Origin of the sequence: Mesorhizobium sp. M0491 (assembly GCF_040321265.1) — a bacterium.
In the GTDB taxonomy this organism is placed as follows: Bacteria; Pseudomonadota; Alphaproteobacteria; order Rhizobiales; family Rhizobiaceae; genus Mesorhizobium.
In genome coordinates, this window is sequence record NZ_JAMYRE010000013.1 from 85,882 (window position 1) to 107,428 (window position 21,547).

Sequence of the window (21,547 nt, forward strand, 5' to 3'; positions counted from 1 at the left end):
CCTCACCCCCTCAACTGGTTGCCCTTGAGGGCGATTGCTTTGTTGATGCGGTTGAAGATGGCGGCGAGGCTGAGGTTGATGGCGAGGAAGCCAGCCATCAGGATGCCGATCGCTTCGATTGTCTGGCCGGAATGGTTGATCGTCAGCGCCACGATCATGAAGAAATCCGTGAAGCCCACCGCGATGCCCATTGTGGTCGCCTTCATCAGCCAGACATACTGGTTGGCGAGGATTGGCAGCATGGCGCGTAGTGCCAGCGGCAGCCGCACCAGCATGAAGACCCGCCACGGGCCAAGGCCCAGGGAAAGAGCCGCCTCGACCTGGCCCTTGCCGACAGCCTTGAACCCGCCGCGCACGATCTCGGCGATGTAGGAGCCGCCATAGATGGCGATCGCGATGGCCAGTGTCGCAAATTCCGGCGGAATGCGCAGGCCGCCTCTCAGATTGAGACCTTGCAGCGCCGGGAAATCGAGCAGCGGCAAGTCGGCCAGGCGGCCGGCCACCAGAACGACGGCCGCGCAGGCAAGTGCCGCCGCCGCGCAGGCAAGCTGGATGCCGCCACGCTGGCCGACCGGCAGGCTGAGGCGCGATGTCCTGCCCAGCCAGATCGGCAGCGCGATGGCGGCAATCACAGCCAATGTCGCCGCAGCGAGCGCGGCGCTGCTGACATTGGGGAACGGAATGTAAAGCCCCCGGCTGGTGAGGAGAAAGCCCCATCCCTCATGCGCGGCGCGCGGCGTCGGCAGATGGGTGATGACGGCATACCAGAAAAAAACCTGGAGGATCAGCGGGATGTTTCGGAAGATGTCCACATAGGTGCGGCCGAGCAGCCGGGCCAATTCGTTCGAGGATGTTCGCGCCAGGCCGACGATCGTTCCCACGATCGTCGCCAGCGTCAGGCCGACGGTTCCCAGAAACAGCGTATTGATGATCCCGATGAGGAAGTACCACCAATAAGGATCGTTCGCCGTGGCGGGCAGCAGCGAGAAGTTCAGGTCCCAGCCCGTGGACTTGAACAGGAAGTCGAATCCGGAGGTGATCCCCTGCGCCGCCAGGTTCTGTCTGGCGATCGCAATGCCGGCAAGCACCATCGCGGCGATCGAGCCGACATACAGGACCTGCAACAGTGCGTTGCGGACTTTTTGATTTCTCAGCAGGCTGACCATTCAGAAATCCTTCCCGAATTGCCGCGCGGTCCCGCCCGGTGGGAGCCGGGCGGGACCTGGAGCGAGATGCGTTCAGAACGGATCAATCGACAACCAGCGGGAACAGGACACCGCCATTGTTCCACAAATTGGTCAGTTCGCGATCCATCTTGTAGGGCGAGTCCTTGCCGAGATCGCGATCGAAGATTTCGCCGTAGTTGCCGACGTTCTTGATCACCTTGTAGGCCCAGTCGTCGGAGAGCCCGAGACCTTTGCCCATGCCTGGCGTGACGCCGAGGAATTTGGCGACCTGCGGTGAGGTCGGCTTGGCCTTTATCTCGTCGACGTTCTTCGAGGTAATACCTTCCTGCTCGGCAAAGATCAGCGTGCTCAGCGTCCAGTTGGCGATGTCGACCCAGTTGTCGTCGCCTTGCCGCATGATCATGACTTCAGGCTCGACGGCGAGCACGTCGGGCAGAATGACGTGGTCGTCGACCTTGCTCTTGGCGATGCGCGCAATGGCCAGTGTCGGACCCCACTGCGCATAAAGATCGCAGCGTCCCGAGAAATAGGCCTGCTCGAGCTCCTCGGTCTTCTCGATGAGCACCGGTTCGAGCTTGATGCCGAGCTTGGCCGTATAGGCAGCGACCTGCTGTTCCTGCGAGGTGCCGGCGGGAATGCAGATCGTGCCGCCTGCGGCATCCTTGAGCGACTTGAGGTTCAGCTCCTTGTGCGCCATCACCTTGGTGGTCCCGAGATAGTAGGACATGGAGAACTGCAGCCCAAGTTCGGTGTCGCGGCTGAGCGTGCCGCCCGAGGCCTTGATGATGATGTCGACATCGCCGGACTGCAAGGCCGGCCAGCGCTGGGCCCAGCTGATCGGAACGACCTTCAGCTTCGCCGGGTCGCCGAACACGGCCGCGGCTACCGCCTTGCAGAGGTCGATGTCCATGCCCTTCCAGTTGCCCTTGTCGTCCACCTCGGCGAAGCCGAGATAGGAGCCGTCATGGCCGGTGCAGTTCAGCATGCCGCGTGCCTTGACGGTTTCGAGCGTCTTGCCGCCGGCGGCTTCCGCCGGCGCCGCAAAATGCACGAGGCCAAGGGCCAGGGCCGAAGCCCCCCATTTCATCATTTTCATGTTCCGTCTCCACTGTTGAGGTTGTTTGGTTTCTTGTTGTTGGAGGCCTAAAAAGCGTCTTTCAGGCCTCGGTCTCGAAGCCGCTTCTAGTCGGAAAGCGGGGCCGGTTTCGGTAACGAGGAAATCGTGAGGTCGCCGCGCCAGTCCTGCTGAGCCAGCCATCGGTGAAGTGCGGCGACCGCCTTCACACGCAGATGTCCGCGCGGGACGACAAGATAGAAGCCCGGGACTTCCTCTGGCTTCATATCGGCAATGGCGTCGCGGCCGATCGGCGCGACCAGCGTGCCCGCTCGGAAATCTTCCTCGGCGTCGATGACGGAAACCAAGCCCACACCTATGCCTTGCAAGGTCGCCCGGCGCATGGTCGCGGCGTCGTCGAAGCTGATGCTGCGGTCGCCATCCGTCAGTTCCACGCCAAGGTGGCGCAATATGTCCGGCCACAGACGCTTCGACTTGACGGTGTCGAGCAACGTGAACTGTGTCAGATCATGCGCCGACTTGATCCTTTCGCCGATCGCCGGCGTGCAGCAGATGATCTTCGGGTCCGGCACCAGCAACGTGGTTTCATAGTCGGACCAGTTGCCGTAGCCCCACTGGACCGTCATATCGATATCGTCGCGCCCGAAATCGGGCAGGTCGACCATCGTCGTCAGGCGCAGATCCGCGCCCGGCAAGATTTCCCGGAACAACGAAAGCCGCGGCAGGAGATAGTGCGTGGCGAAGTATGGGCTTGCATTCAGGTTGATGCGGTCCCGATAGTTCGACTTGGTGACGCGGCGAACGCCTTCGGCAAACTCGTTGAAGCCGGCTTTGACATAGTGCGACAGAAGAATGGCCGACTCGGTCAGTTCGATCGACCGGCCCTTACGCTCGAACAGCGTTACCTGGAGCGTATCCTCCAGAAGCTTGATCTGCTGTCCGACGGCCTGCGGCGTGACCAGCAATTCATCCGCCGCCTGCCGAAAGCTCTTGTGCTGCGCGACCGCGTGGAACACGCGCAGAGCATTCAGCGAGGGAAGGCGCAGCTTGCCGGTCATCGAAAATCCCGTTCCTTTCCCTGCTTGTGGCCGGTCGGTCATGCACTGCCTCGGTCATGCACTGCCAGAGTTCAGTCGCCTGCGGCGAAAGAGGCTCAGGCGTATATGTAACCGCCTGAAACAATTACGTTTTCACCGGTCATGTAAGTGTTCTTGGGGCTGCCCGTCATCAGCACCCATTCGGCAATTTCCTTTGGCTCGGCACCGCGGCCGAGCGGGCTCGCCTTGGCCAGTTCCTCCAGGAAGCCGAGCGCTTTTGCCTTCTCCGTCGCCATGCCGGCCGGCGCCACCGAATTCACCAGAATGCCGTCCTTCGCCACGTGATGGGCAAAGGATCGGGTAAGGCTGACGACGGCGGCCTTGGTCGCCGCATAATGAGCGTTCTGCGGATGCGCCTTGAAGGCGTCGACCGAGGTCAGGTTCACGATCCGCCCGCGGACGTGGCTCTTCGGCTCCTGCGATTGCATGTGGCGAACCGCCGCCACCATCATGTGGTAGGTGCCCTTGATGTTGATGCCGTTGGAGGCATCCCAGTCGGCGTCGGTGATTTCGAGGAGCGGGCGGCGAGGGTAGATCGCGGCGCAATTGATCAGCGTGTCGACGCGCCCGAGTTTCGAAACGATCGCCTCGAATGCGGCGTGGCACTCTGGGCCTACCTGGATGTCGCAAAGGGCGGTCGCGGTAGGCAGTCCGCTGGCCTTCGCGGTCGCCAGCGCGGACTCGGCGGCTTCCTGGTTGATGTCGATGATGCCGATCTTTGCCGCTCCGGCCTCGACAGCCATCTCGGCTAAGAGGGCACCGAGGCCGGCACCACCGCCAACGATCAGAACGGAAAGATCTTTCATCCCAGTTTTCCTTACTTGGTACCGCTTGGCGAGGTTGGCCAAGTCGGCATGATGTCGAAACGGGTAACGTCGGCCCATGCGGGGAGCCCAAGCACAGCGACGACCATCCTGGCCACGTCATCCGGTTGCACCACTTTGCTGGCGTACATGGCTGCGCGCGCGTTGGCGTCGAGGATGTCCTGGTAGAGCTGCGTCTCGACACGGCCGGCAACGATCTCGGTGACGCGTACGCCTGATGGGGAGAGGTCGGCGCGCAGCGCTGCTGCAAAGCCTGATATCGCCGCCTTGGTCGCTGAATAGACGGCAACGTTGGAGTATGCCGCGTGGCCCGCTGTGGAGCCGGTGAACAATACATGCCCGGACTGCCGCTCGCGCATTTGCGGGACGACGAGGCGCGTGAGCAGGATTGCCGCGCTGAGGTTCACCTCGAGCGTGGTGTCGATGTCAGCGATCTTCATATCGGCGAAGTTGCCGAGCGGCGGCATGACCCCGGCATTGTTGATCAGCACGTCGATGGTGAGATCCGCCAGGGCCGCTTCCAGGGCCTCGCGGTCGGTGACGTCGACGGCAATCGGCACGATGCCGGACCGCTGTGCCTGCAGCTCCTTGAGCGCGGCCTGGCTGCGCCCGACCGCATAGACGTCGTAGCCGGCGTCGCTCAGCGCGATCGCTATGGCCCGCCCTATGCCGCTCGTCGCACCGGTGATGAAGGCTGTCGTCACGTGGACTTTCCTGATTGTCTGTTTTCAGTTTGCGGCCCGGGCCGATGCCGCGAAACCAAGAAAACCAGCAAAAAGGAAAGATAAACTTTCGAAAATTTCGAACGCCTCCAAAATCCCTTGGGGTGTTGGTTTAACCGCAGCAGCCGAAAACCCAGGGAAACGCTGGCAAGCTGGCGCCTTCAACCCTTGGGAAACCCGCGCAGCCGGTGACGGAACAAAAAACACGGCTTTCGCAACGGATGTCTAATTTTCGGCTCAGGCGCGCCGATGCGATCGAATTCGCCGAGGCCTCATCCGCCTGTCGAGACAGGCCTTTTCATGTCGGTGAAAAGTGAGGCCGCCGCCGCCTTCTGCTCGGCTTCGATTGCCTCCACGCCAGAGGCTCGGGCCAGGGCGCGCACCCGCCCGAGGCTGTTGTGCAGGTGCTTGCGCATGGCCTGGCGGGCGGCGCGGCCATCCTGCCTTTCGATGGCGTCGACGATCGTCTTATGTTCGCTGTGTATGCGCGCGTAGTAGCTGTCCTTGAGTTCGGGCGTGACCAGATAGCCGAGCTGGAAGCGCGGCACGATCATCGGCCCGAGATAGCCTAGGAAACCGTGGATGAATTCATTTCGTGCCGCCTTGGCGATCGCCAGGTGGAAATCATAGTCGTAGTGGATCTGGACGACGGCGGGATCGGCCTGCTGGGCGTCGACCTGTTCCATCAAGGTGCGGATCACGCTGGCTTCCGCATCGGTGCGCCGTTCCGCGCACAATCCCGCCGACTCCACCTCGACGCTCAACCTCAGCTCGAGCAGCGCAATGGTTTCCGGCAAGGTCCTGAGCGCTTCGTCCGGTATCGAGAAGTTGCGCGGCGCCGGCGTCTCGCTGACGAACATGCCGCGCCCCTGCTGCGGCACCACCAGGCCTTCGGAACGTAGTCGCGCCACAGCTTCCCGCACCACCGTGCGGCTGACATCGTACTCGGCGCAAAGCTCCGCCTCTGTCGGCAATTGCGCGCCGGGCAGCAGCTGTCCGGAACGGATCTTCTCGGACAGGCTCTCCGCCACGACGGTGGAAAGCGGCTTGCGCTTCGTCATCAGTCTCCCTCTCGCCAGATTCGGGATGATGCCCGAACCGGCAGGACCATTCAAACCGCCGCGGTGACGATCAGTTCGACCAGCATTCCGGGCTTCGCCATCCGTCCTTCGCCCGATGAGCGCGCCGGTGCGTGCTCCCCGGGCATCCAGGCGTCCCACACCGCGTTGACTTCGTCGAAATCCCTGATGTCGTCCAGCCACATCTGCACATGAAGGATGCGGGTCTTGTCCGTGCCCGCCTTGCCAAGCAGCGCATCGATCTTGTCGAGCACCTCGCGCATCTGGTCGGCCGCGGACTGGCCGGGCCTCGCGACCTGGCCGGTGAGGTAGAGCGTGCCGTTATGGATGACGCCGTGGTGGATGCGGGTATCGAAGTCGAAGCGCTGGATGTCGCTCACTGGCCGGATATTGCTCACTGGATTATCCTTGTCAGATAGCCGGCGTTTGCCGGATGGGATTTCCCTGCAGATATTGTGCGTAAGGCGCCTGAACCAGCCAGCCGGCGTCGACCGGCAAGGTGACGCCGGTAATCGAAGCGGCGCGCTCCGAGCAGAGGAACAATGCCGCCTCGGCGACATCGCGCGGCTCGACGAAGCGTCGCAGTGCCGTGGTGGCCTGTATGGCTTCGGGGTTGCGTTCACCCTTGGCGATCTTGGTCTTCAAACCATCGGAAAGTGTATAGCCGGGCGCGACCGCATTGACGCGAACGCCATGCGGGCCGAGTTCGGCGGCGAGGATCTGGGTCAGGGCCAGGACCGCATGCTTTCCCGGCGTGTAGGCCGGCAGCGACAGCGGCGCGAAAGAGGCGAGCGAGCCGACATTCAGGATCGCGCCTCGCCGGGCGGCCGACATCAGCCGGCCAAACACCTGGCACCCCAACAGCGTGCCGCGATAATTCACCCGCCACATCTTCTCGTCCTCGTCCAGATCCTGATCAAGGACGTACTTGCCGCTCTGCAAGATGCCGGCGCAGTTGACGACGACGTGAGGCGTGCCGAACCCGTCGCTGACAATCCGTGCCAGAGCCTCGACTGAGCCGCTATCTGCGACATCTGTCTGGACAAACAGCGCACGCGGCGCGCCTGCCGCCTGGCAGGAGCCGGCCGCCTCATTGCCCCTCGTCGCATCCCGGCCGGAGACGACCACATGATAACCGTCTTCGGCGAAGCGCTGCGTGATAGCGCGTCCGATGCCGGACGTGCCGCCGATGACGACGGCAGTCGGTGTCTCAGCCATGGCCACGGTCCTTGCCTTCGATGTCGAAGAATTCGGACATCGCCCGGACCTGGAAATCCATCATCGGGCGTCCCGGTTGAACGCGGCAGCCGACCCCCTTGGCCGCCCGCAGCAGAGCGGTTTCCGCAGGCTCCATGATGATGTCCACGACCGTCATATCCGGGGTCAGCCGGCTGACGTCAAGCGGCAGCGGATCGCCGGCATGCATGCCGACAGGTGTGGCGTTGATCGCCATATGCATGCCGGAAGGCTCGGCCCCTCCGACCTGGATGCGGCATTTCGGGAACGCGCGGCCAACCAGCGCCGCCAGTTTCTCGGCACGCGCCGTATCGATGTCGGTAAGGCGGATTTCGTCGGCGCCGGCTTCCGCGAGACAATAGGCGAGCGAGGCACCGGCGCCGCCGGCACCGACTTGAAGAATGCGGCGGCCGGCGATCTGATGTCCGTTTGCCTTTAGCGCATCGATGAAGCCGACGCCGTCGAAATTGTCGGCATACCAGCTGCCATCCGGCAGCCGTCGCACCGAGTTGGCGCTTTCCACCCGCGCGGCGCGGTCATGCGCGGCGGAGCATTTGTGGTAGACGGCAACCTTGTACGGCACCGAAATGATCACGCCCCTGATATTCTCGGCTGCCGTGATGCCGGCCCAGAAGGTCTCGAAATCCTCCGGGCGGCAGCTCAAGGGCACCATGAGGCTGTCGAGGCCCTTCTGCTCGAAGATCTCGTTGAATATGCCGGGGCTCTTGGCATGGGCCACGGGATGGGCCAGCATCACGAAGATCTCGGCCTTGCCGGTTCCGCGCATCGGTTACTCCTTTTCTTTTGACAGTTCGTGGCCGCTCAGGATCTCCAGCGCCCGGACGAGAGACGAGTGATCGGCCTCGGCGCCACCTGGATGGCCTGAACAGGCATTCATCAGTTGCTGCGCCATGGCGGTGTTCGGCAGCGCCACGCCAAGGACGCGGGCACTGTCAAGCGCCAGGTTGAGATCCTTCTGGTGGAGCTTGATGCGGAAGCCTGGGGCGAAGGTCCGGTCGATCATGCGCTGGCCATGCACTTCCAGGACGCGTGAAGCGGCGAAGCCACCCATCAGGGCGCCGCGCACCTTCGTCGGGTCGCACCCGGCCTTGCTGGCGAAGACAAGCGCTTCGGCCACGGCCTCGATGTTGAGCGCGACGATGATCTGGTTGGCGATCTTGCAGGTCTGCCCGGCGCCATTCTGCTCGCCGATCGAAGTGACGTTCTTTCCGAGTGTCTCAAAGATCGGCAGCGCCCGCTCGAACTCGGCGGCCGGGCCGCCGACCATGATGGTGAGGCTTGCCGCCTTGGCGCCGACCTCGCCGCCCGAGACCGGGGCGTCGAGGTAGCCGGCTCCCTTCTCTCGCAGTTTCGCCGCGAACGCCGCCGTGGCGATGGGGCTGATCGAGCTCATGTCGACGACCAGCTTGCCGGCTGACAGTCCTTCCAGGACGCCGTCCTCGCCCAACAGGACGCGTTCGACGTCAGGCGTGTCGGGCAGCATGGTGATGATGATCTCGGACCGCCGTGCCACTTCGGCGGCGGACGCGACGACCGATGCGGTCAGGCCCTGCGGTAGAGGGGAGCGATTGAGAACGGTGACGATCTCATGCCCGGCATCGGCCAGGTGGCGCGCCATCGGTGCTCCCATGACGCCAAGCCCGATGAACCCGATCCTCATTCTCCAGCTCCCATTCGAAAGTCCGCACATCCCATCTTGCACCGTTTTGTAGCCATATGATATAGGACATCATACAAATTTCAGTCCAGATGATTGGAGATGATCGCAAGATGCAAGAACGCCTCAACACGCTGAAAGCTGCCACAGCGGCTGGCCAGGCTCACATCGGCATCTGGTGCTCGCTGGCTTCGGCGCTCACCACGGAGATCGTCGCCGGCTCCGGAGCCGATTGGGTGCTGATCGACGGCGAGCACAGCCCCAACCATCTGCGCAGCATCATGGCGCAGCTTCAGGTGATGGGCGGCTTCGACAGCGAGGCTGTCGTCAGACTGCCCTCCGACGATCCCAATCTGATCAAGCAGGCGCTGGATATCGGCGCACGCAGCCTGATGATCCCCAATGTACGGACCGCCGATCAGGCCCGCGCCATCGTCGCGGCAATGACCTATGCGCCCGGCGGATTTCGCGGCTTCTCGGTCGGTCACCGCGCCAACGCCTTCGGCCGCATCGCCGGCTACCACGCCAAGGCGCGTGAGCAGCAGCTTCTCGCCGTGCAGATTGAGGATGAATTGGGCGTGGCGAATGCCGCCGAGATCGCGGCGGTCGACGGCGTCGACGTTCTCTTCGTCGGTCCCGGCGATCTTTCCACCAATATGGGCGCGATGGGCAATCCCGGCGCGGCACATGTCCAGGAGGCAATCTCGTCCGTGCGTCAGGCCGCAACGGCGGCAGGCAAGGCAAGCGGCATCCTGGCGCCGGCGAGGGCCGATGCCGACCGCTACCTTGCCGAAGGCTTCACCATGGTTGCCGTCGGTTCGGACCTTGGCCTTCTTGCGCGGGGCTCGGATGCCCTGATCGCTTTGTTCAACCAGTAGCTTGGAGTCGGAGCCATGGCGATCCCGCCTTACAAAGCGCCATCGCGCAACGCCTACGACATCGTCATCGTCGGCGGAGCGGTTGTCGGCTCGTCCACGGCCTACTGGCTGAGCCAGGCGCTGGGCAGCGGTGCATCGATCCTCGTGGTCGAGCGCGATAGCAGTTACGAGTTTTCATCGACAGCGCTGTCCACCAGCGCGATCCGGCAGCAATATTCCAATCCGATCAATGTGAAGATCAGCCAGTTCGGCATCGAGATCATCCGCACCTTCCAGGAGCGCATGGCACCCTTCTACAAGGACGAGCCGGCGCCCGATCTCGGCTTTCGTGAGCACGGCTATCTCTACTGCTGCTCCCCGGACGGCGTCGAAGCGGCCCGCGAGCGCGTCGACCTGCAGCGAAGTCTCGGGGCTCACACTGTCTTCCTCAAGCCGGGCCCGCTGAAGGATCGCTTTCCCTGGCTCAACGTGGATGATCTCGGCGGCGGTTCCTGGGGGGCCCGGGAAGAGGGCTGGTTCGATTCCATGGGGCTGATGAACGGTTTCCGCCGAGCCGCCCGGGCCAGCGGTGTCGAGTATATCGATAATGCCGTGACGGAGCTTGGCATCGCCAACGGGCGGGTCATCTCAGTGCGCCTCGCGACCGGCCAGACGATCGCCTGCGGAACATTGGTCAACGCCGCGGGTCCGCGCGCGCAACAGGTGGCAGCCATGGCCGGCCTGTCGATCCCGGTCGCGCCGTACAAGCGCTACAGCTTCGTCTTCGCCAGCGCCAATCCGATCCCTGGCCGGATGCCTAACGTCATCGACCTTTCCGGTACATTCGTGCGCCCGGAAGGCGAGCTTTTTCTCACCGGCAACACCCCGCAGGGCGACGGGCCGGCCGGCTACGACGACTTCGAAATGCAGTATGAAGAGTTCGACGAATATATCTGGCCGGCGCTCTGGCATCGCGTCCCGGCCTTCGATGCCCTCAAGGTCCAGACCAGTTGGACCGGCCACTACGAGTACAACATGCTCGACCACAACGGCATCGTCGGCTTCCACCCGCAGGTGACCAATTTCATGTTTGCCAACGGCTTCTCGGGGCACGGGCTGCAACAGTCGCCAGCCGTGGGCCGGGGAGTTTCAGAACTCATCGTTCACGGGGCTTTCCAGACGCTCGATCTGTCGCCGTTCTGTTACGAGCGCATAGAGCGCAACGAGCCGTTCCTCGAGGAAGCGGTGATCTAGGACGTAGACTCATTACCGCGTAGCCAGATGCGGATTGCGACGAGTTTGAGCGCGGTAAGATAGTTCTCAGCCAACTTGTCGTAGCGGGTTGCGATGCGGCGGAACTGCTTGGCTTTGTTGAAGAAGCGCTCAACCAAGTTGCGGCCTTATACAAGAAGGGGCTGAAGCAGATTGGGTCCTTGCGGTTGGCCTTGGGCGGGATGTTGGCCCATGCTTTTCGCTTGCTGACCGCATTACGCAAGGCGTTGGCATCATAGCCCTTGTCGGCGAGTAGCATGGCACCCTCCGGCAGATCCGTGATCAGGTCTGCTGCCGAGGCAATATCACTCATCTGACCTGCCGTGAGCATCAATTTGATCGGCATGCCTTTGGCGTCGACAAGAGCATGGATTTTGGTTGTCAGCCCGCCTCGGGAACGACCGAGACAATGATCTCGATCCCCCTTTTTTGCCGTCGCGCCCTGCTGGTGGACGCGAACAATAGAGGTGTCGATCATCTGCACCTTGCCGTCATGGACTTTGGTGATAGCGTCCATGAGGCGGTCCCACACGCCTGCTTTCCGCTATCGGACGAAGCGATTGTAACAGGTGGTGCGTGGACCATACCGCTCTGGTAGATCCCGCCAAGGCGCACCGGATCGCAGCACCCAGAAGATGCCGTTTAGCACGCACCGATCATCGACACGCGGCACCCCTCGTGGCCTTTTGGGCAAAAGTGGCTCGATCACGTGCCATTCGGAGTCGGTCAGGTCATATCGGCTCATGCAGAGTCTGGAATCAGATTCCGCTGCAATAGGAGAGCCGCCAGTCGACAATCGACCTCTTAGCGGACGTATTTGATCAATCCACAGGTGGCCGTTTTGGGGCTGCCGCAGCCACGAAGTCTTCACCTCGGAATTGCAGTGCCAGTGGTGTTCAGCCACCAGCACCGCAAGTACGGATGTTCCGCAGGGGTCGCTTAGTTATGGCCATTCTCGTCGATGGCGAGGGAACTCGAGAGCTCGCGATAGGCATCGATCTGCTGCTGCAGAATGGCAATCTTCTGCTCTGCCGTCGCAATGGCATCGGCACCGGCAAGGAAACGATGGGGCAGCACGTCCCCAGCCGCGAGCGTGATCAGTGCGTGCGCAAGCTTTGCGGGGTCACCCCCTTGCTTGCCGTTTTGAGAACGCCAGAAAGCGATCTGCGCCGTCCGCCGTTCGTTGTAGTCCTCGACGGAAGGCGCGGCATAGTTGGTCGACTCTTCCGTGAGAAGCTCGGTGCGGAAAAAGCCCGGGTTCACGATCATCGTCTCGATGCCGAACGGCACGACTTCGGTCTGCAGCGCCTCCATCCAGCCGTCGAGGCCGAACTTCGAGGCTGAATAGGCCGTGCAGAACTCGAAGCCCATTAGCCCGGCCGTCGAAGAGATCGAAATGACCCTGCCGGACCGCTGCTTGCGCATCGCTGGCAGAAAGGCCCGCGTCACGTTCATGGGACCGACGAGGCTGGTGCTGAGCTGCAGTTGCATCTGTTCGGCGGTCAGCTCTTCGAAATACCCGGCAAAGAAACTCGCCGCATTGTTGACCAGCACGTCGATGCGGCCAAACCGGTCAAGCGTTGCCTGGGCAGCGGCTTCGGCGTCGGCCGCGCTCGTCACGTCCAGCTTGACGATAAGGACGTTCTCGGACTTTCCGACGGCCCTTGCGACCTTTTCCGTGTTGCGGCCGGTTGCCACCACCTTGTGGCCCGCCGCCAATGCGGCCTTGGCGATATCCAGACCGAGGCCCCGGCCTGCGCCGGTAATGAACCAAACACTCATATTGCGCTCCTGTTCTCTAGGCCGCAGCTCGGCCTCGAATTCGGACGCGATGGCCAGCAGGGGCTGACGCCGCCCATGCCGGTATCCATCCGCCAGCGGACTGCGTCACTGCGGAAGGCCGGCGCCTTCGGTGATGATGCGAAATCCTTCGGTCGATTTGGTGAAAAACTGCCGGGCCGCCGTGTATTCCGGCGAGTTGTAGTAGCGCTGGGCGTCAGCAAGGCTCGGGAACTCGGCGATGGCTATCACCGATCTCGAGCTTCCTTCGATGGCAGTGACATTGGGGTTGTAGACGATCACCCGGCCGCCATACTTGGTGACGAGCGGCGAGGCGGCTTCGATGTACTGCTGAAACACCGCCTTATCCTTGATGTCATAGCTGCCGATCATGTAGGCGCGGGGGACGGCGCCCGTCGCTTCCTGAGCAAAGGCGGCAGGGCTCACGATCATGGTGAGGGCGGCGAGCGCGCCCACGATTACCTTCTTCATTTTGTTCTCCTTCGGTGGCCAGTTGGACGGTAGGCATTGCGCGGAGAGTTGCTCCGGACCGTCTGGCCTTGAGGTCAGGAAGTTAGCTCCTTTAGCGGCATGCAATTAGATGGTATAATCTGCATGGGCTTAGAAGTGGGGTTGATGAATGCGTCGCGACAGTCTGGATGACTTCCTGACCTTCATCGCCGTCGCCCGCGAGCGCAGCTTCACCAAGGCGGCCGCCAAGCTCGGGGTGTCGCAGTCGGCTCTGAGCTATTCGATCCGGACGCTGGAAGAGCGCCTCGGCGTTAGGCTGCTGACCCGCACGACCCGCAGCGTCTCGCTCACCGAAGCGGGGGATCGTCTGTTCCGAAGCATCGCTCCCAAGTTCGATGAGATCGCAAGCGAAATTGCCGCCCTCAGCGCCCTGCGCGACAAGCCGGCCGGCACAGTCCGGATCACCACCGTGGAGCATGCCGGCGAGACTATCATCTGGCCTGCCATGGTCGGGCTCATGCGCGACTATCCCGACATCAGGGTCGAGATCATCCATGACTACGGCTTGGCAGACATTGCGGCCGATCGCTTCGACGCGGGTGTGCGGCTTGGCGAACAGGTGGACAAGGACATGATCTCGGCGCGCATCGGACCAGACTTCCGCATGGCGGTTGTGGCAGCGCCTTCATACTTCGTAAGCCGCTCCCGTCCGGTCACGCCCGCAGACCTTGCCGATCACGCGTGCATACCTCTGCGACTGCCCACACATGGCGGCTTTGCACCGTGGGAGTTTCGCAAGGAGGGGCGGGAGCTGAAGGTGCGCGTTCAAGGACACGCAGCGTTCAACACCCTCGCGATGATCCGTCAGGCCAGCCTTGAGGGATTCGGGCTCGCCTACCTGCCCGAGGACCTGGTGACCTCCCCCCTTGAAGAGGGTCGCCTGGTGCGTGTTCTTGAGGACTGGTGCCCACTCCGGCCGGGATATCACCTGTACTATCCAAGCCGGCGCCAACCCTCGCCGGCTTTCGCACTCGTGCTGGAAACGCTGCGCTACCGCGACTGAGTACGGTTGAAATAAGGATCGTCAGACCTTGGCGACCATGGCGCCTATCCAAGCAGCTCGGTACAGGAAGTCGGCGTCCGTTCCCACCGATCCCGGTCTCCCCAATTTATGAGTTCACGGCCTAGGGCGAGATGATCGACCGTTTTGCTGCCATTCTCCGGTATTCGGCCCTGTTCAGAATATGACAGCACCGGGGCAACACTATCACACCTTCAGCACAAGCGCCCTGGTTGTCCTCCTGGCCTCGAGATCGCGATGAGCGTCGGCAGCCTGCGCCAGTAGGCGCCGACCGGCGGGCATGCATAGGCAATGCGGTCGCCGACTGAAAAGCCTGAAACCTCCGGGCCGGCCGCTGCGATGAGACCGGCGGCTTCCATGCCCGGAACGCCTGGCGGCTGCAGGAGGTCGAAATAGCCGGTCCTGCAATAGACGTCGATGAAATTGACCCCAATGATTGTGTGACGGATCTGGACCTCGCTACGCGATGGCGGCGCCAAGCCGATCTCCGCAAGCTGCAGAACGTCGGGGCCTCCGTGGCGCTCGACGAGGATTGCCTTGGTCCGTGTGCCCTGGGCGCCGGCTCCAGGCAACTCCGGCTGGGGTGCAAATTGGCGGAGAGAGCGTCCGTCCGTCTAACTCCTGCCAAGTTCCGAAGAACTCCGAAATCCACCCTAAGATGTTGTGGTAGTACATAATTTCCGTTCCGAAGAGTTCTGCCCAATTCCGGCACAATACAGCACTTGTTTGTGGGTTGTATTGTAGGTATATTTTACCATTCGTTTTCCGTTAGTTGGGGTGTGTCGATGGCAAGGACTATTAACAAACTCAGTGCTGTCGAGGTCGTGAAGAAATCCGAGCCGGGAGACTACGGCGATGGCGGCGGGCTATATCTTCAAGTCTCCAAGAGCACCTCGAAGAACGCCGCGCAGGGCGATGTCACCAAATCCTGGCTCTTTCGCTTCATGCTCGCCGGCAAGGCTCGGTATATGGGCCTCGGAGACGTTCAGACGTTCAGCCTAAAGGAGGCCCGAGATAGGGCACGGGCTGCTCGCCAGTTAGTCGCGGACGGCAAGGACCCGATCGAGGAGCGGCGCGAACGGACGGCTGCTCTTCGCGCTGCAGACGCCAAGCGCATCACGTTCAAGCAAGCATCCGAGCGTTACATCACCGCGAACTCAGCCGGCTGGAAGAACGCCAAGCATGGCGAACAGTGGAAGAACACGCTTGAGACCTACGCCTACCCTGTCGTTGGCGACCTTCCAGTGGAGAAGGTTGATGACGGTCATATCAGCCAGATTCTGGACCCGATCTGGACGACAAAGAACGAGACGGCCAACCGTGTGCGCGGTCGAATTGAGAACATTCTTGACTGGGCAAGGGTGAAGGGATTTCGCCCGAAACACAGCCCCAATCCTGCGGTGTGGAAAGGTCATCTCGATAAGTCTTATCCCAAACCGTCGAAGGTTAAGAAAGTGGTGCATCAGCCCGCGCTGCCGTTCGAGGAATTGCCCGCGTTCGTGGTCCGGCTCCGCGCCAATGCCAGCATTTCCGCGCGCGCTCTCGAGTTCGCCATTTTGACCGCAGCCCGAACCGGGGCCGTCATCGGCGCGAAGTGGGTTGAAATCGACTTTGCCGAGAAGGTCTGGACCGTCCCGGCATCACGGGCTGGGACAAAACTAGGCGGCGATAACAAGCGCGAACACCGCGTTCCTCTCTGCGAAAGGGCGCTTGAAATCCTGCAAACGGTACCGCGCGAGAAGGATAACGAACATCTGTTTGCCGGGGGGCGCCTGGGCAAGGGGCTGTCTGACATGGCAATGAACGAGTTGATGAAGGGCTTCGGCGCCCTTCCATCTGACACGCCTGGACGGCAGCCGGTGCCGCACGGCTTCCGTTCGACGTTCAAGGATTGGGCGAAGGAGCGGACCAATTTCGCGGATGACATTTCCGAAGCCGCGCTTGCCCATGTGATATCCGACAAGACACAATCAGCATATGAACGCCGGGACAAGTTCGAGAAGCGCCGCAAACTGATGGCCGCGTGGGCAAGGTTTGCCGCTCAGGCGCCGGCAAGTGGTGGCAACGTAGTGGTACTGGCCATGGCCGCGAAGGTCTGAGCCACGCCGCGATCCTCGCTAACGCCAGCCGATCCGCGACATTGCTTCCTGCATGGCCGGGTTGGGGCGCACCTTACCTTCGTGCATCCAAAGGTTGGCGACTTGCGGATTTGCACTGCGCTGAATGTCAGCTGGCAAATTTGCAAGCACCATCAGTGCCGCTTCCTGTGGGGTGCACCCCGACTTTTTTCCGAGGGTCTGTCCCAGCTCCCGATATTCGGCAGGGACCAGAGTCGGACTAATACCCAAGCCCGCTAAAGCAGCGTTGAATCGAATGACGAAGAACACTTGGCCTCCCCCTTTATCATGGGCCGATCTCACCTTCCGGCCTTCAATTACTCGTCTTATATGACGTGGTTTCATAGAGTGCCAGATGTTGCTCTGACTAAATGGATGTCAGGGAACGGGTCGGCTGGAATGTCCGGCGTTTGCGGGTCGAAATGGGGATGTCGCAAGACCACCTTGCTTATGCCGCCGAGGTCGAGCGTGCCTATGTCGGCCACCTAGAGCGCGGCAAGAGAAACGCGACGATCAACACGCTAGAAAAGGTTGCCAAGGTCCTCGGGCATGACGTTTCCGAGCTGTTCGCTATTCCGCCGAAAGACGCCGAACCGATTGCTCCCCTGAACCCGGGGAGACGGAAAAGCTGAGGTCCCGCTCATCATCAAAGTAGCACCGCGACGGGTTCTTAGTATCCGCCGCCTAGCGATTAGCAATTCTGTGGAACCTGTGCAAAACAACCAATACGGTCTTGCGGGAAATTCCGCTTGCTTGAAGAGCGCCGTTCGCGCCATTTCGCTTGGCCGCGAGTGGCTGGCTCTCTCGGTTCAGGGAAAGATGGTGGCTGGAGATGGGCGGCATATGGGGAGCGCGGCAATATTTCGTGGATGCGTTGGCCGAAATTGCCGGATTCAAGGCGGGGGTTGTTCTCACCGAGATCGAGCTCTACGAGCTGTTGCACGATCAAGAAATCGCGGAGATTCTTGACCCCGATGGACCAGGTGGTGGCCGCATTCACTCTAGCTCGTTCGAGGAGGCGGTAGTTACGCTTCTCTACCGGCTCGGCAACACGCCGTCAGACAGCAACGTCTCAATAACAATTGAGATGTTCCATAAGTACCGGAACAGTGAGAAAAAGAAAATCTACGACGACTTGATGGATGGGTACATCAGGTTCGCCAAGTCCGAGCATGCAAAGCCAGAGGATGGTCTAATCGATCCATCACCTCTCATGATGGAACTGTTCGAACTCCATGGCATCGATGGCGCGACTATGACGCTTGAGTTCATCGAGGGTCTCGGCCGCGACATGCATCGCAGCGCATGGGGTTCGGTGCGCAACGTCGAGTGGCGCGACACTGTGGAGCTTAGCGGCCTGTTCAAGAGCGCCGGGTTGGAAACCCAGCACACAAAGTTCTTCGACCAGAGATACGTTGACTACCTCAGCCAGAACTTTGACGAGATTGACAAGATGCACTGGCGCAAGTTCGAAGGGTTCACTGCCGAATTCTTCGACCGCGAGGGCTTCCGCGTTAGCCTTGGACCTGGGAGCAACGATGGTGGAGTCGACTTGCGCGTCTATCCCATCGACGCGAGCCCCGATCGACCACCCATGATCCTCGTGCAATGCAAGCGTCAGAAAGCAAAGATAGACAAGACGCTGGTCAAGTCGGTTTACGCTGATGTTCTCAACGAGAAGGCTGGTTCCGGACTCATTGTTACAACGTCAGTGCTCTCTCCCGGTGCCGAAGCAACGCGCACGGCTCGAAATTATCCACTAGAGGCAGCGGACAGGGCGACACTGCGAACTTGGATTGATCGACTTCGCTCGTAACTCAGGAAATTTCCCGCACCACAGTTGATAGCGCGACTGAAAAATCAGCACAAAATTTGCGAGGGACCACGTACGGGGGATGGCCGGGGCGGCATCAGCGAAAGCCTTCAGCGCGGTTTGAGAAGATAGGGGGGTGGGCTCCACTTCGCGACACCTAAACGAGTGGAAAAGCCATACGCATTCATTCGCCCGCACATGGCCCACAACGCGCGCCGACGTTGCCCCGGTCATTCGGGGTGCGCCAACGCGTTGAACACGCGTCCACGGCCCGCGCACGGCCACCATGATAATGGCCGCACGATCGCCATCCGCCGTGATCGCAACACGCCACGTTGAGCCATACGCCAGGCCTCCGATCCCGAACCGCAGCCCTCGCGATGCGTGTTCAAAAAACCCCTCCGAAACGCCCGCGTGGAAATGGCGCAAATCCGGGCTTTTCAGCCTGTCATTTTTGCGTTCAAAAACCATTTGTTTTTCGCACATCGCGCTTGACTGCCGCGCATAGTAGAGCGACATTTTTCTAGTAAATTCAGTTACTTAACGCGGTTCAGCCGCACCATTGAAGGAGATACAGCTATGCAAGTCACGCGCACGTTTTCACATCGCGAGTTCGGCCCTCTGGGCGAGGCAATCTTGGCCGTCGAAAAAGGCAAATGGACGCTCGACGGCCAAGCCCTTCCCGACGCCTCAGTCGAATACCTCATGGGCTTCGCCCTCCAATCTCTGCAGGACGCATACGCGGGCGCTAAGAGCCAGGAGGCGGCTAGCGCCGCTTTCGACGCGAAGCGCAAACGGCTGATCGAGGGGGCCATTGGGCGAACGGCTGGCCCGGCCGAAGAACCGCACGTTCGGTTTATTCGCCAGATGGTCCGAAATGCGCTCGGCCCCGAGAGCAAGGCCCGGTATGAGCAGACCGACGCGAAAGACCGGAACAAGTTCCTAATGGGGCTGTTCACGGGGCTTCCCGCTACGAAACGCGACCGTCTCGACGCCCAAGCCCGTACTGCCTATCAGGCATCGCTTGCCGCGAAGGCAGCGACCGAGTTCGAGCTAACCATCTAACGGCCCATCGCCAACGTTCCGCTGGGCGGCTCGCGAAAGCGCGCCGTCTAGTTGAACGCTAGGCTCACATCGAAAGGGCGAACGCCATGCGCGCCGCACTCTACCTTCGCGTATCCACCGACCAGCAAACCACCGACCGACAAGAGCGCGAACTGCGGGAGGTCGCGTCCCGCACGGGATGGGAGATTGTCCAAGTCTACCGCGATCACGGCGTTAGCGGAGCAAGCGCCAAGCGCCCCGCCTTCGAAGCGCTCTGCAAAGATGCCGCCCGCCGGCGCTTCGACGTCGTGATGGCGTGGAGCGTTGACCGGTTGGGCCGCTCACTTCAGGGCCTCGTCGCCTTCCTCTCCGACCTCCACGCCCTCCGCGTTGATCTCTTCCTCCATCAGCAGGGCATCGACACCACTACCCCAGCGGGCAAGGCCATGTTTCAGATGATGGGTGTGTTCGCGGAGTTCGAGCGCGCGATGATAAGCGAGCGCGTCAAATCGGGACTCAACTCGGCGCGGGCGAAGGGCAAGAAGCTAGGCCGTCCTCGCGTCTCAAAGGCGACGGAGGAGGCGATCGCCCATGACCTGAGTTCCTCCCACGGCAGCATTCGCGCCCTCGCGGCTAAGCATGGCGTGAGCGTCGGCACTGTCCAGAGGATCAAGCACCAAGCCGGGAACGGCTCAAGTCGGATGGGCTGACGGGAGATGCCATCGCCGCAAAGCTGGGGATTGGGAGGGCAAGCGTATTCTGCATTCTAAGGGATGCGGCGTAAGCGTCGATTGTGCGGGCCGTCGAGGCAAACACGGTCTTGGTTTGAGTTCCATCCCCGCCGTTAGTGCGCTAGAGAATAGCCAACAGGGGAGGGAGCGATGAAAATATTTGCCAGTTGGTCCGGTAAGCAGAGCCATAGCATAGCTGAGGCTCTGAAGGACTGGTTGCCCAACGTACTTCAAGCCGTGGATGTTTTTGTTTCATCGCAGGATATTTCGTCAGGCGACCGGGGTCTCAACACTATCGCGGAAAATCTTGCCGAAAGGGGTTTCGGCATCGTGATTTTGACCAAGACAAACCTCAAGGCGCCATGGGTGCTGTTTGAGGCGGGCGCCCTTTCGAACACGATGCCTGGTCGCGTTACGCCGCTTCTCTGCGACCTACCTGATCTCGCGCTTGTCGAAAGCCCGCTCAGCCAGTTCCAATACAATAAGTTCGACAGGACCGGAATCCTGAAGTTGGTCAAAGACATCAACAAGGCGTCGTCTGCACCCATAGAGGATGCTCGTATCACCAGTACTTTCGAAAAGTGGTGGCCGGATTTGGAAAGCGCTTACCAAGCGATTCCGGCGGATAAGTTAGAAGAAGAAAAAGCGAAGAATATTGGCGATGAGAAGCGCGATACCCAAGCCGCTTTGGCCCAACTGCTAACCCAGCAAAATTACCTTCGGCGATCGCAAAACGACATAATGGGCTTGCTCGCAGGCGTCCTGGAGACCCTTGGGATTTCGCGAGCCAGCACTGACAACGAAACAACCGGCCGATTCACCATCGGTACAAAGATGGCGCCTGAAGCGAGAGCTATGCTGCTGGCGCAGGACGACGCGGCGCGACATGCGGAGATGCTGGCAGATCGCTACTCTAACCCGGAAGGCGATAGCCCCCCTTCGCCCGCCGACGCAGTTCGACGTCGAGCCAAATTCTAATCCGTGAACGCAAATCTCATAGGAGCTTAAACGTCGCCGTTCTTCCAAAAAAGTCCGAATGCCGTGATAATCCCAGCCCCTAATTGGCCAAGGCTATTTATCTGGTTTAGTTGCATTGGTACGAAAAGAATCTCTATGGCAAGGACAGCGACCGTAAGTATCGCGAACATTACAAATACCGCCTTTCTTGAATATCCGCGCAAAAGGCAGAGGAATTGGGAGAAACGGATTGAAAAGTAACGCGGCTGCGAATAACGCCCATGCCAGGTGCTGATTTTCGCTGCCTGTCGATCTCATAAACACGTCGCAGCAAATGCCGGCGAAAAAGACAACCACCCGGAGCAATTGATAATAGCCGTATAGCCATGGCGCGACGGCTAGAAGCGACGCAAGGGCAACGAAAATGCAAACCACCCGAAATACACCGGCTGGAGTCGACAACACCGCTTTCAGCAAGAACCCCTCCCGACTCGAAACTGCCAAAAATCATCATTGCTAAACTGATG

Annotated in this window: 25 protein-coding genes and 1 pseudogene; 10 read left to right on the forward strand and 16 right to left on the reverse strand. The window is 61.0% G+C overall.

Annotated elements, in window-relative coordinates; translation table 11 throughout:
- Positions 1–2: 2 nt before the first annotated feature.
- From NKI69_RS18380 to NKI69_RS18400, 5 genes are all read right to left on the reverse strand, one after another.
- Positions 3–1,166: an ABC transporter permease subunit gene (locus NKI69_RS18380; RefSeq protein ID WP_023810152.1), complete on the reverse strand. Its 1,164-nt coding sequence runs from the start codon at positions 1,164–1,166 to the stop codon at positions 3–5.
- 82 nt (positions 1,167–1,248) lie between these two features.
- Positions 1,249–2,283 (reverse strand): amino acid ABC transporter substrate-binding protein, encoded by a 1,035-nt coding sequence (locus tag NKI69_RS18385; protein WP_023810153.1) that lies wholly within the window; start codon positions 2,281–2,283, stop codon positions 1,249–1,251.
- 86 nt (positions 2,284–2,369) lie between these two features.
- On the reverse strand, positions 2,370–3,320 hold the full coding sequence (locus NKI69_RS18390; protein ID WP_023810154.1) for a LysR substrate-binding domain-containing protein: 951 nt from the start codon (positions 3,318–3,320) through the stop codon (positions 2,370–2,372).
- Positions 3,321–3,415: 95 nt separating this feature from the next.
- Positions 3,416–4,165 carry an SDR family NAD(P)-dependent oxidoreductase gene (locus NKI69_RS18395; RefSeq protein ID WP_023810155.1) on the reverse strand — a complete coding sequence of 250 codons (750 nt, stop codon included), beginning with the start codon at positions 4,163–4,165 and terminating at the stop codon, positions 3,416–3,418.
- A gap of 11 nt (positions 4,166–4,176) precedes the next feature.
- Positions 4,177–4,887, reverse strand: coding sequence for an SDR family oxidoreductase (locus NKI69_RS18400; protein WP_023810156.1), 711 nt, complete (start codon positions 4,885–4,887; stop codon positions 4,177–4,179).
- On the opposite strand from NKI69_RS18400, the gene NKI69_RS18405 reads away from it, so the two are divergent.
- Complete coding sequence (locus NKI69_RS18405; RefSeq protein WP_128303176.1) at positions 4,871–5,134, forward strand: hypothetical protein; 264 nt, start codon at positions 4,871–4,873, stop codon at positions 5,132–5,134. The genes NKI69_RS18400 and NKI69_RS18405 overlap by 17 nt on opposite strands.
- Before the next feature lie 43 nt (positions 5,135–5,177).
- Here NKI69_RS18405 and NKI69_RS18410 read toward each other — a convergent pair whose 3' ends face one another.
- The 5 genes from NKI69_RS18410 to NKI69_RS18430 are packed head-to-tail and all read right to left on the reverse strand — an operon-like array spanning position 5,178 to position 8,901.
- Positions 5,178–5,966 (reverse strand): FadR/GntR family transcriptional regulator, encoded by a 789-nt coding sequence (locus NKI69_RS18410; protein ID WP_032908872.1) that lies wholly within the window; start codon positions 5,964–5,966, stop codon positions 5,178–5,180.
- Between the two features lie 50 nt (positions 5,967–6,016).
- The gene (locus tag NKI69_RS18415) at positions 6,017–6,364 is read right to left on the reverse strand and encodes a RidA family protein (RefSeq protein ID WP_352722343.1); all 348 of its coding nucleotides are present in this window, start codon (positions 6,362–6,364) and stop codon (positions 6,017–6,019) included.
- A 31-nt stretch (positions 6,365–6,395) separates the two neighbouring features.
- Complete coding sequence (locus tag NKI69_RS18420; protein WP_023810159.1) at positions 6,396–7,202, reverse strand: SDR family NAD(P)-dependent oxidoreductase; 807 nt, start codon at positions 7,200–7,202, stop codon at positions 6,396–6,398.
- Positions 7,195–8,007 (reverse strand): shikimate dehydrogenase family protein, encoded by an 813-nt coding sequence (locus tag NKI69_RS18425; RefSeq protein ID WP_023810160.1) that lies wholly within the window; start codon positions 8,005–8,007, stop codon positions 7,195–7,197. Before NKI69_RS18425 ends, NKI69_RS18420 begins: the two co-directional genes overlap by 8 nt.
- Before the next feature lie 3 nt (positions 8,008–8,010).
- Entirely contained in the window at positions 8,011–8,901 is an 891-nt protein-coding gene (locus NKI69_RS18430) for a 2-hydroxy-3-oxopropionate reductase (RefSeq protein ID WP_023810161.1), read from the reverse strand.
- Between the two features lie 110 nt (positions 8,902–9,011).
- Here NKI69_RS18430 and NKI69_RS18435 point away from each other — a divergent pair, with 110 nt between their 5' ends.
- Together NKI69_RS18435 and NKI69_RS18440 are read left to right on the forward strand one after the other, a co-directional pair.
- Positions 9,012–9,776, forward strand: a complete 765-nt coding sequence (locus tag NKI69_RS18435) for an HpcH/HpaI aldolase family protein (RefSeq protein WP_128303178.1) — start codon at positions 9,012–9,014, stop codon at positions 9,774–9,776.
- A gap of 15 nt (positions 9,777–9,791) precedes the next feature.
- Positions 9,792–11,009: an NAD(P)/FAD-dependent oxidoreductase gene (locus NKI69_RS18440; protein ID WP_352440886.1), complete on the forward strand. Its 1,218-nt coding sequence runs from the start codon at positions 9,792–9,794 to the stop codon at positions 11,007–11,009.
- On the opposite strand, the pseudogene NKI69_RS18445 reads toward NKI69_RS18440, so the two are convergent.
- The 3 genes and pseudogenes from NKI69_RS18445 to NKI69_RS18455 all read right to left on the reverse strand — a co-directional run bounded on the left by NKI69_RS18445 (position 11,006) and on the right by NKI69_RS18455 (position 13,298).
- Positions 11,006–11,772, reverse strand: a pseudogene (locus tag NKI69_RS18445) (IS5 family transposase). The gene NKI69_RS18440 and the pseudogene NKI69_RS18445 overlap by 4 nt on opposite strands.
- 194 nt (positions 11,773–11,966) lie before the next feature.
- On the reverse strand, positions 11,967–12,809 hold the full coding sequence (locus tag NKI69_RS18450) for an SDR family oxidoreductase (protein WP_128303180.1): 843 nt from the start codon (positions 12,807–12,809) through the stop codon (positions 11,967–11,969).
- Positions 12,810–12,914: 105 nt separating this feature from the next.
- Positions 12,915–13,298 carry a DUF1330 domain-containing protein gene (locus NKI69_RS18455; protein ID WP_127290690.1) on the reverse strand — a complete coding sequence of 128 codons (384 nt, stop codon included), beginning with the start codon at positions 13,296–13,298 and terminating at the stop codon, positions 12,915–12,917.
- Positions 13,299–13,446: 148 nt separating this feature from the next.
- Here NKI69_RS18455 and NKI69_RS18460 point away from each other — a divergent pair, with 148 nt between their 5' ends.
- Positions 13,447–14,340: a LysR family transcriptional regulator gene (locus tag NKI69_RS18460; RefSeq protein ID WP_352722295.1), complete on the forward strand. Its 894-nt coding sequence runs from the start codon at positions 13,447–13,449 to the stop codon at positions 14,338–14,340.
- Between the two features lie 212 nt (positions 14,341–14,552).
- On the opposite strand, the gene NKI69_RS18465 is transcribed toward NKI69_RS18460, so the two are convergent.
- The gene (locus tag NKI69_RS18465; RefSeq protein WP_352722296.1) at positions 14,553–14,837 is read right to left on the reverse strand and encodes an alcohol dehydrogenase catalytic domain-containing protein; all 285 of its coding nucleotides are present in this window, start codon (positions 14,835–14,837) and stop codon (positions 14,553–14,555) included.
- A gap of 306 nt (positions 14,838–15,143) precedes the next feature.
- Here NKI69_RS18465 and NKI69_RS18470 point away from each other — a divergent pair, with 306 nt between their 5' ends.
- Entirely contained in the window at positions 15,144–16,457 is a 1,314-nt protein-coding gene (locus NKI69_RS18470) for a tyrosine-type recombinase/integrase (protein WP_352722297.1), read from the forward strand.
- Positions 16,458–16,475: 18 nt separating this feature from the next.
- Here the strand turns inward: NKI69_RS18470 and NKI69_RS18475 are convergent, their stop codons facing one another.
- Positions 16,476–16,745, reverse strand: coding sequence for a hypothetical protein (locus tag NKI69_RS18475; RefSeq protein ID WP_352722298.1), 270 nt, complete (start codon positions 16,743–16,745; stop codon positions 16,476–16,478).
- A gap of 101 nt (positions 16,746–16,846) precedes the next feature.
- Here NKI69_RS18475 and NKI69_RS18480 point away from each other — a divergent pair, with 101 nt between their 5' ends.
- The 5 genes from NKI69_RS18480 (at position 16,847) to NKI69_RS18500 (ending at position 21,041) form a co-directional block, all read left to right on the forward strand.
- Positions 16,847–17,107 (forward strand): helix-turn-helix domain-containing protein, encoded by a 261-nt coding sequence (locus NKI69_RS18480; protein ID WP_352722299.1) that lies wholly within the window; start codon positions 16,847–16,849, stop codon positions 17,105–17,107.
- Between the two features lie 200 nt (positions 17,108–17,307).
- Positions 17,308–18,291, forward strand: a complete 984-nt coding sequence (locus NKI69_RS18485; protein WP_352722300.1) for a restriction endonuclease — start codon at positions 17,308–17,310, stop codon at positions 18,289–18,291.
- A gap of 576 nt (positions 18,292–18,867) precedes the next feature.
- On the forward strand, positions 18,868–19,353 hold the full coding sequence (locus tag NKI69_RS18490; protein ID WP_352722301.1) for a hypothetical protein: 486 nt from the start codon (positions 18,868–18,870) through the stop codon (positions 19,351–19,353).
- Positions 19,354–19,439: 86 nt separating this feature from the next.
- A complete protein-coding gene (locus NKI69_RS18495) occupies positions 19,440–20,042 on the forward strand; it encodes a recombinase family protein (RefSeq protein WP_352722302.1) in 603 nt (200 codons plus the stop codon).
- A gap of 171 nt (positions 20,043–20,213) precedes the next feature.
- Positions 20,214–21,041 carry a toll/interleukin-1 receptor domain-containing protein gene (locus NKI69_RS18500; protein WP_352722303.1) on the forward strand — a complete coding sequence of 276 codons (828 nt, stop codon included), beginning with the start codon at positions 20,214–20,216 and terminating at the stop codon, positions 21,039–21,041.
- 93 nt (positions 21,042–21,134) lie between these two features.
- Here the strand turns inward: NKI69_RS18500 and NKI69_RS18505 are convergent, their stop codons facing one another.
- Positions 21,135–21,497 (reverse strand): DUF6804 family protein, encoded by a 363-nt coding sequence (locus NKI69_RS18505; protein WP_352722304.1) that lies wholly within the window; start codon positions 21,495–21,497, stop codon positions 21,135–21,137.
- Positions 21,498–21,547 lie beyond the last annotated feature (50 nt).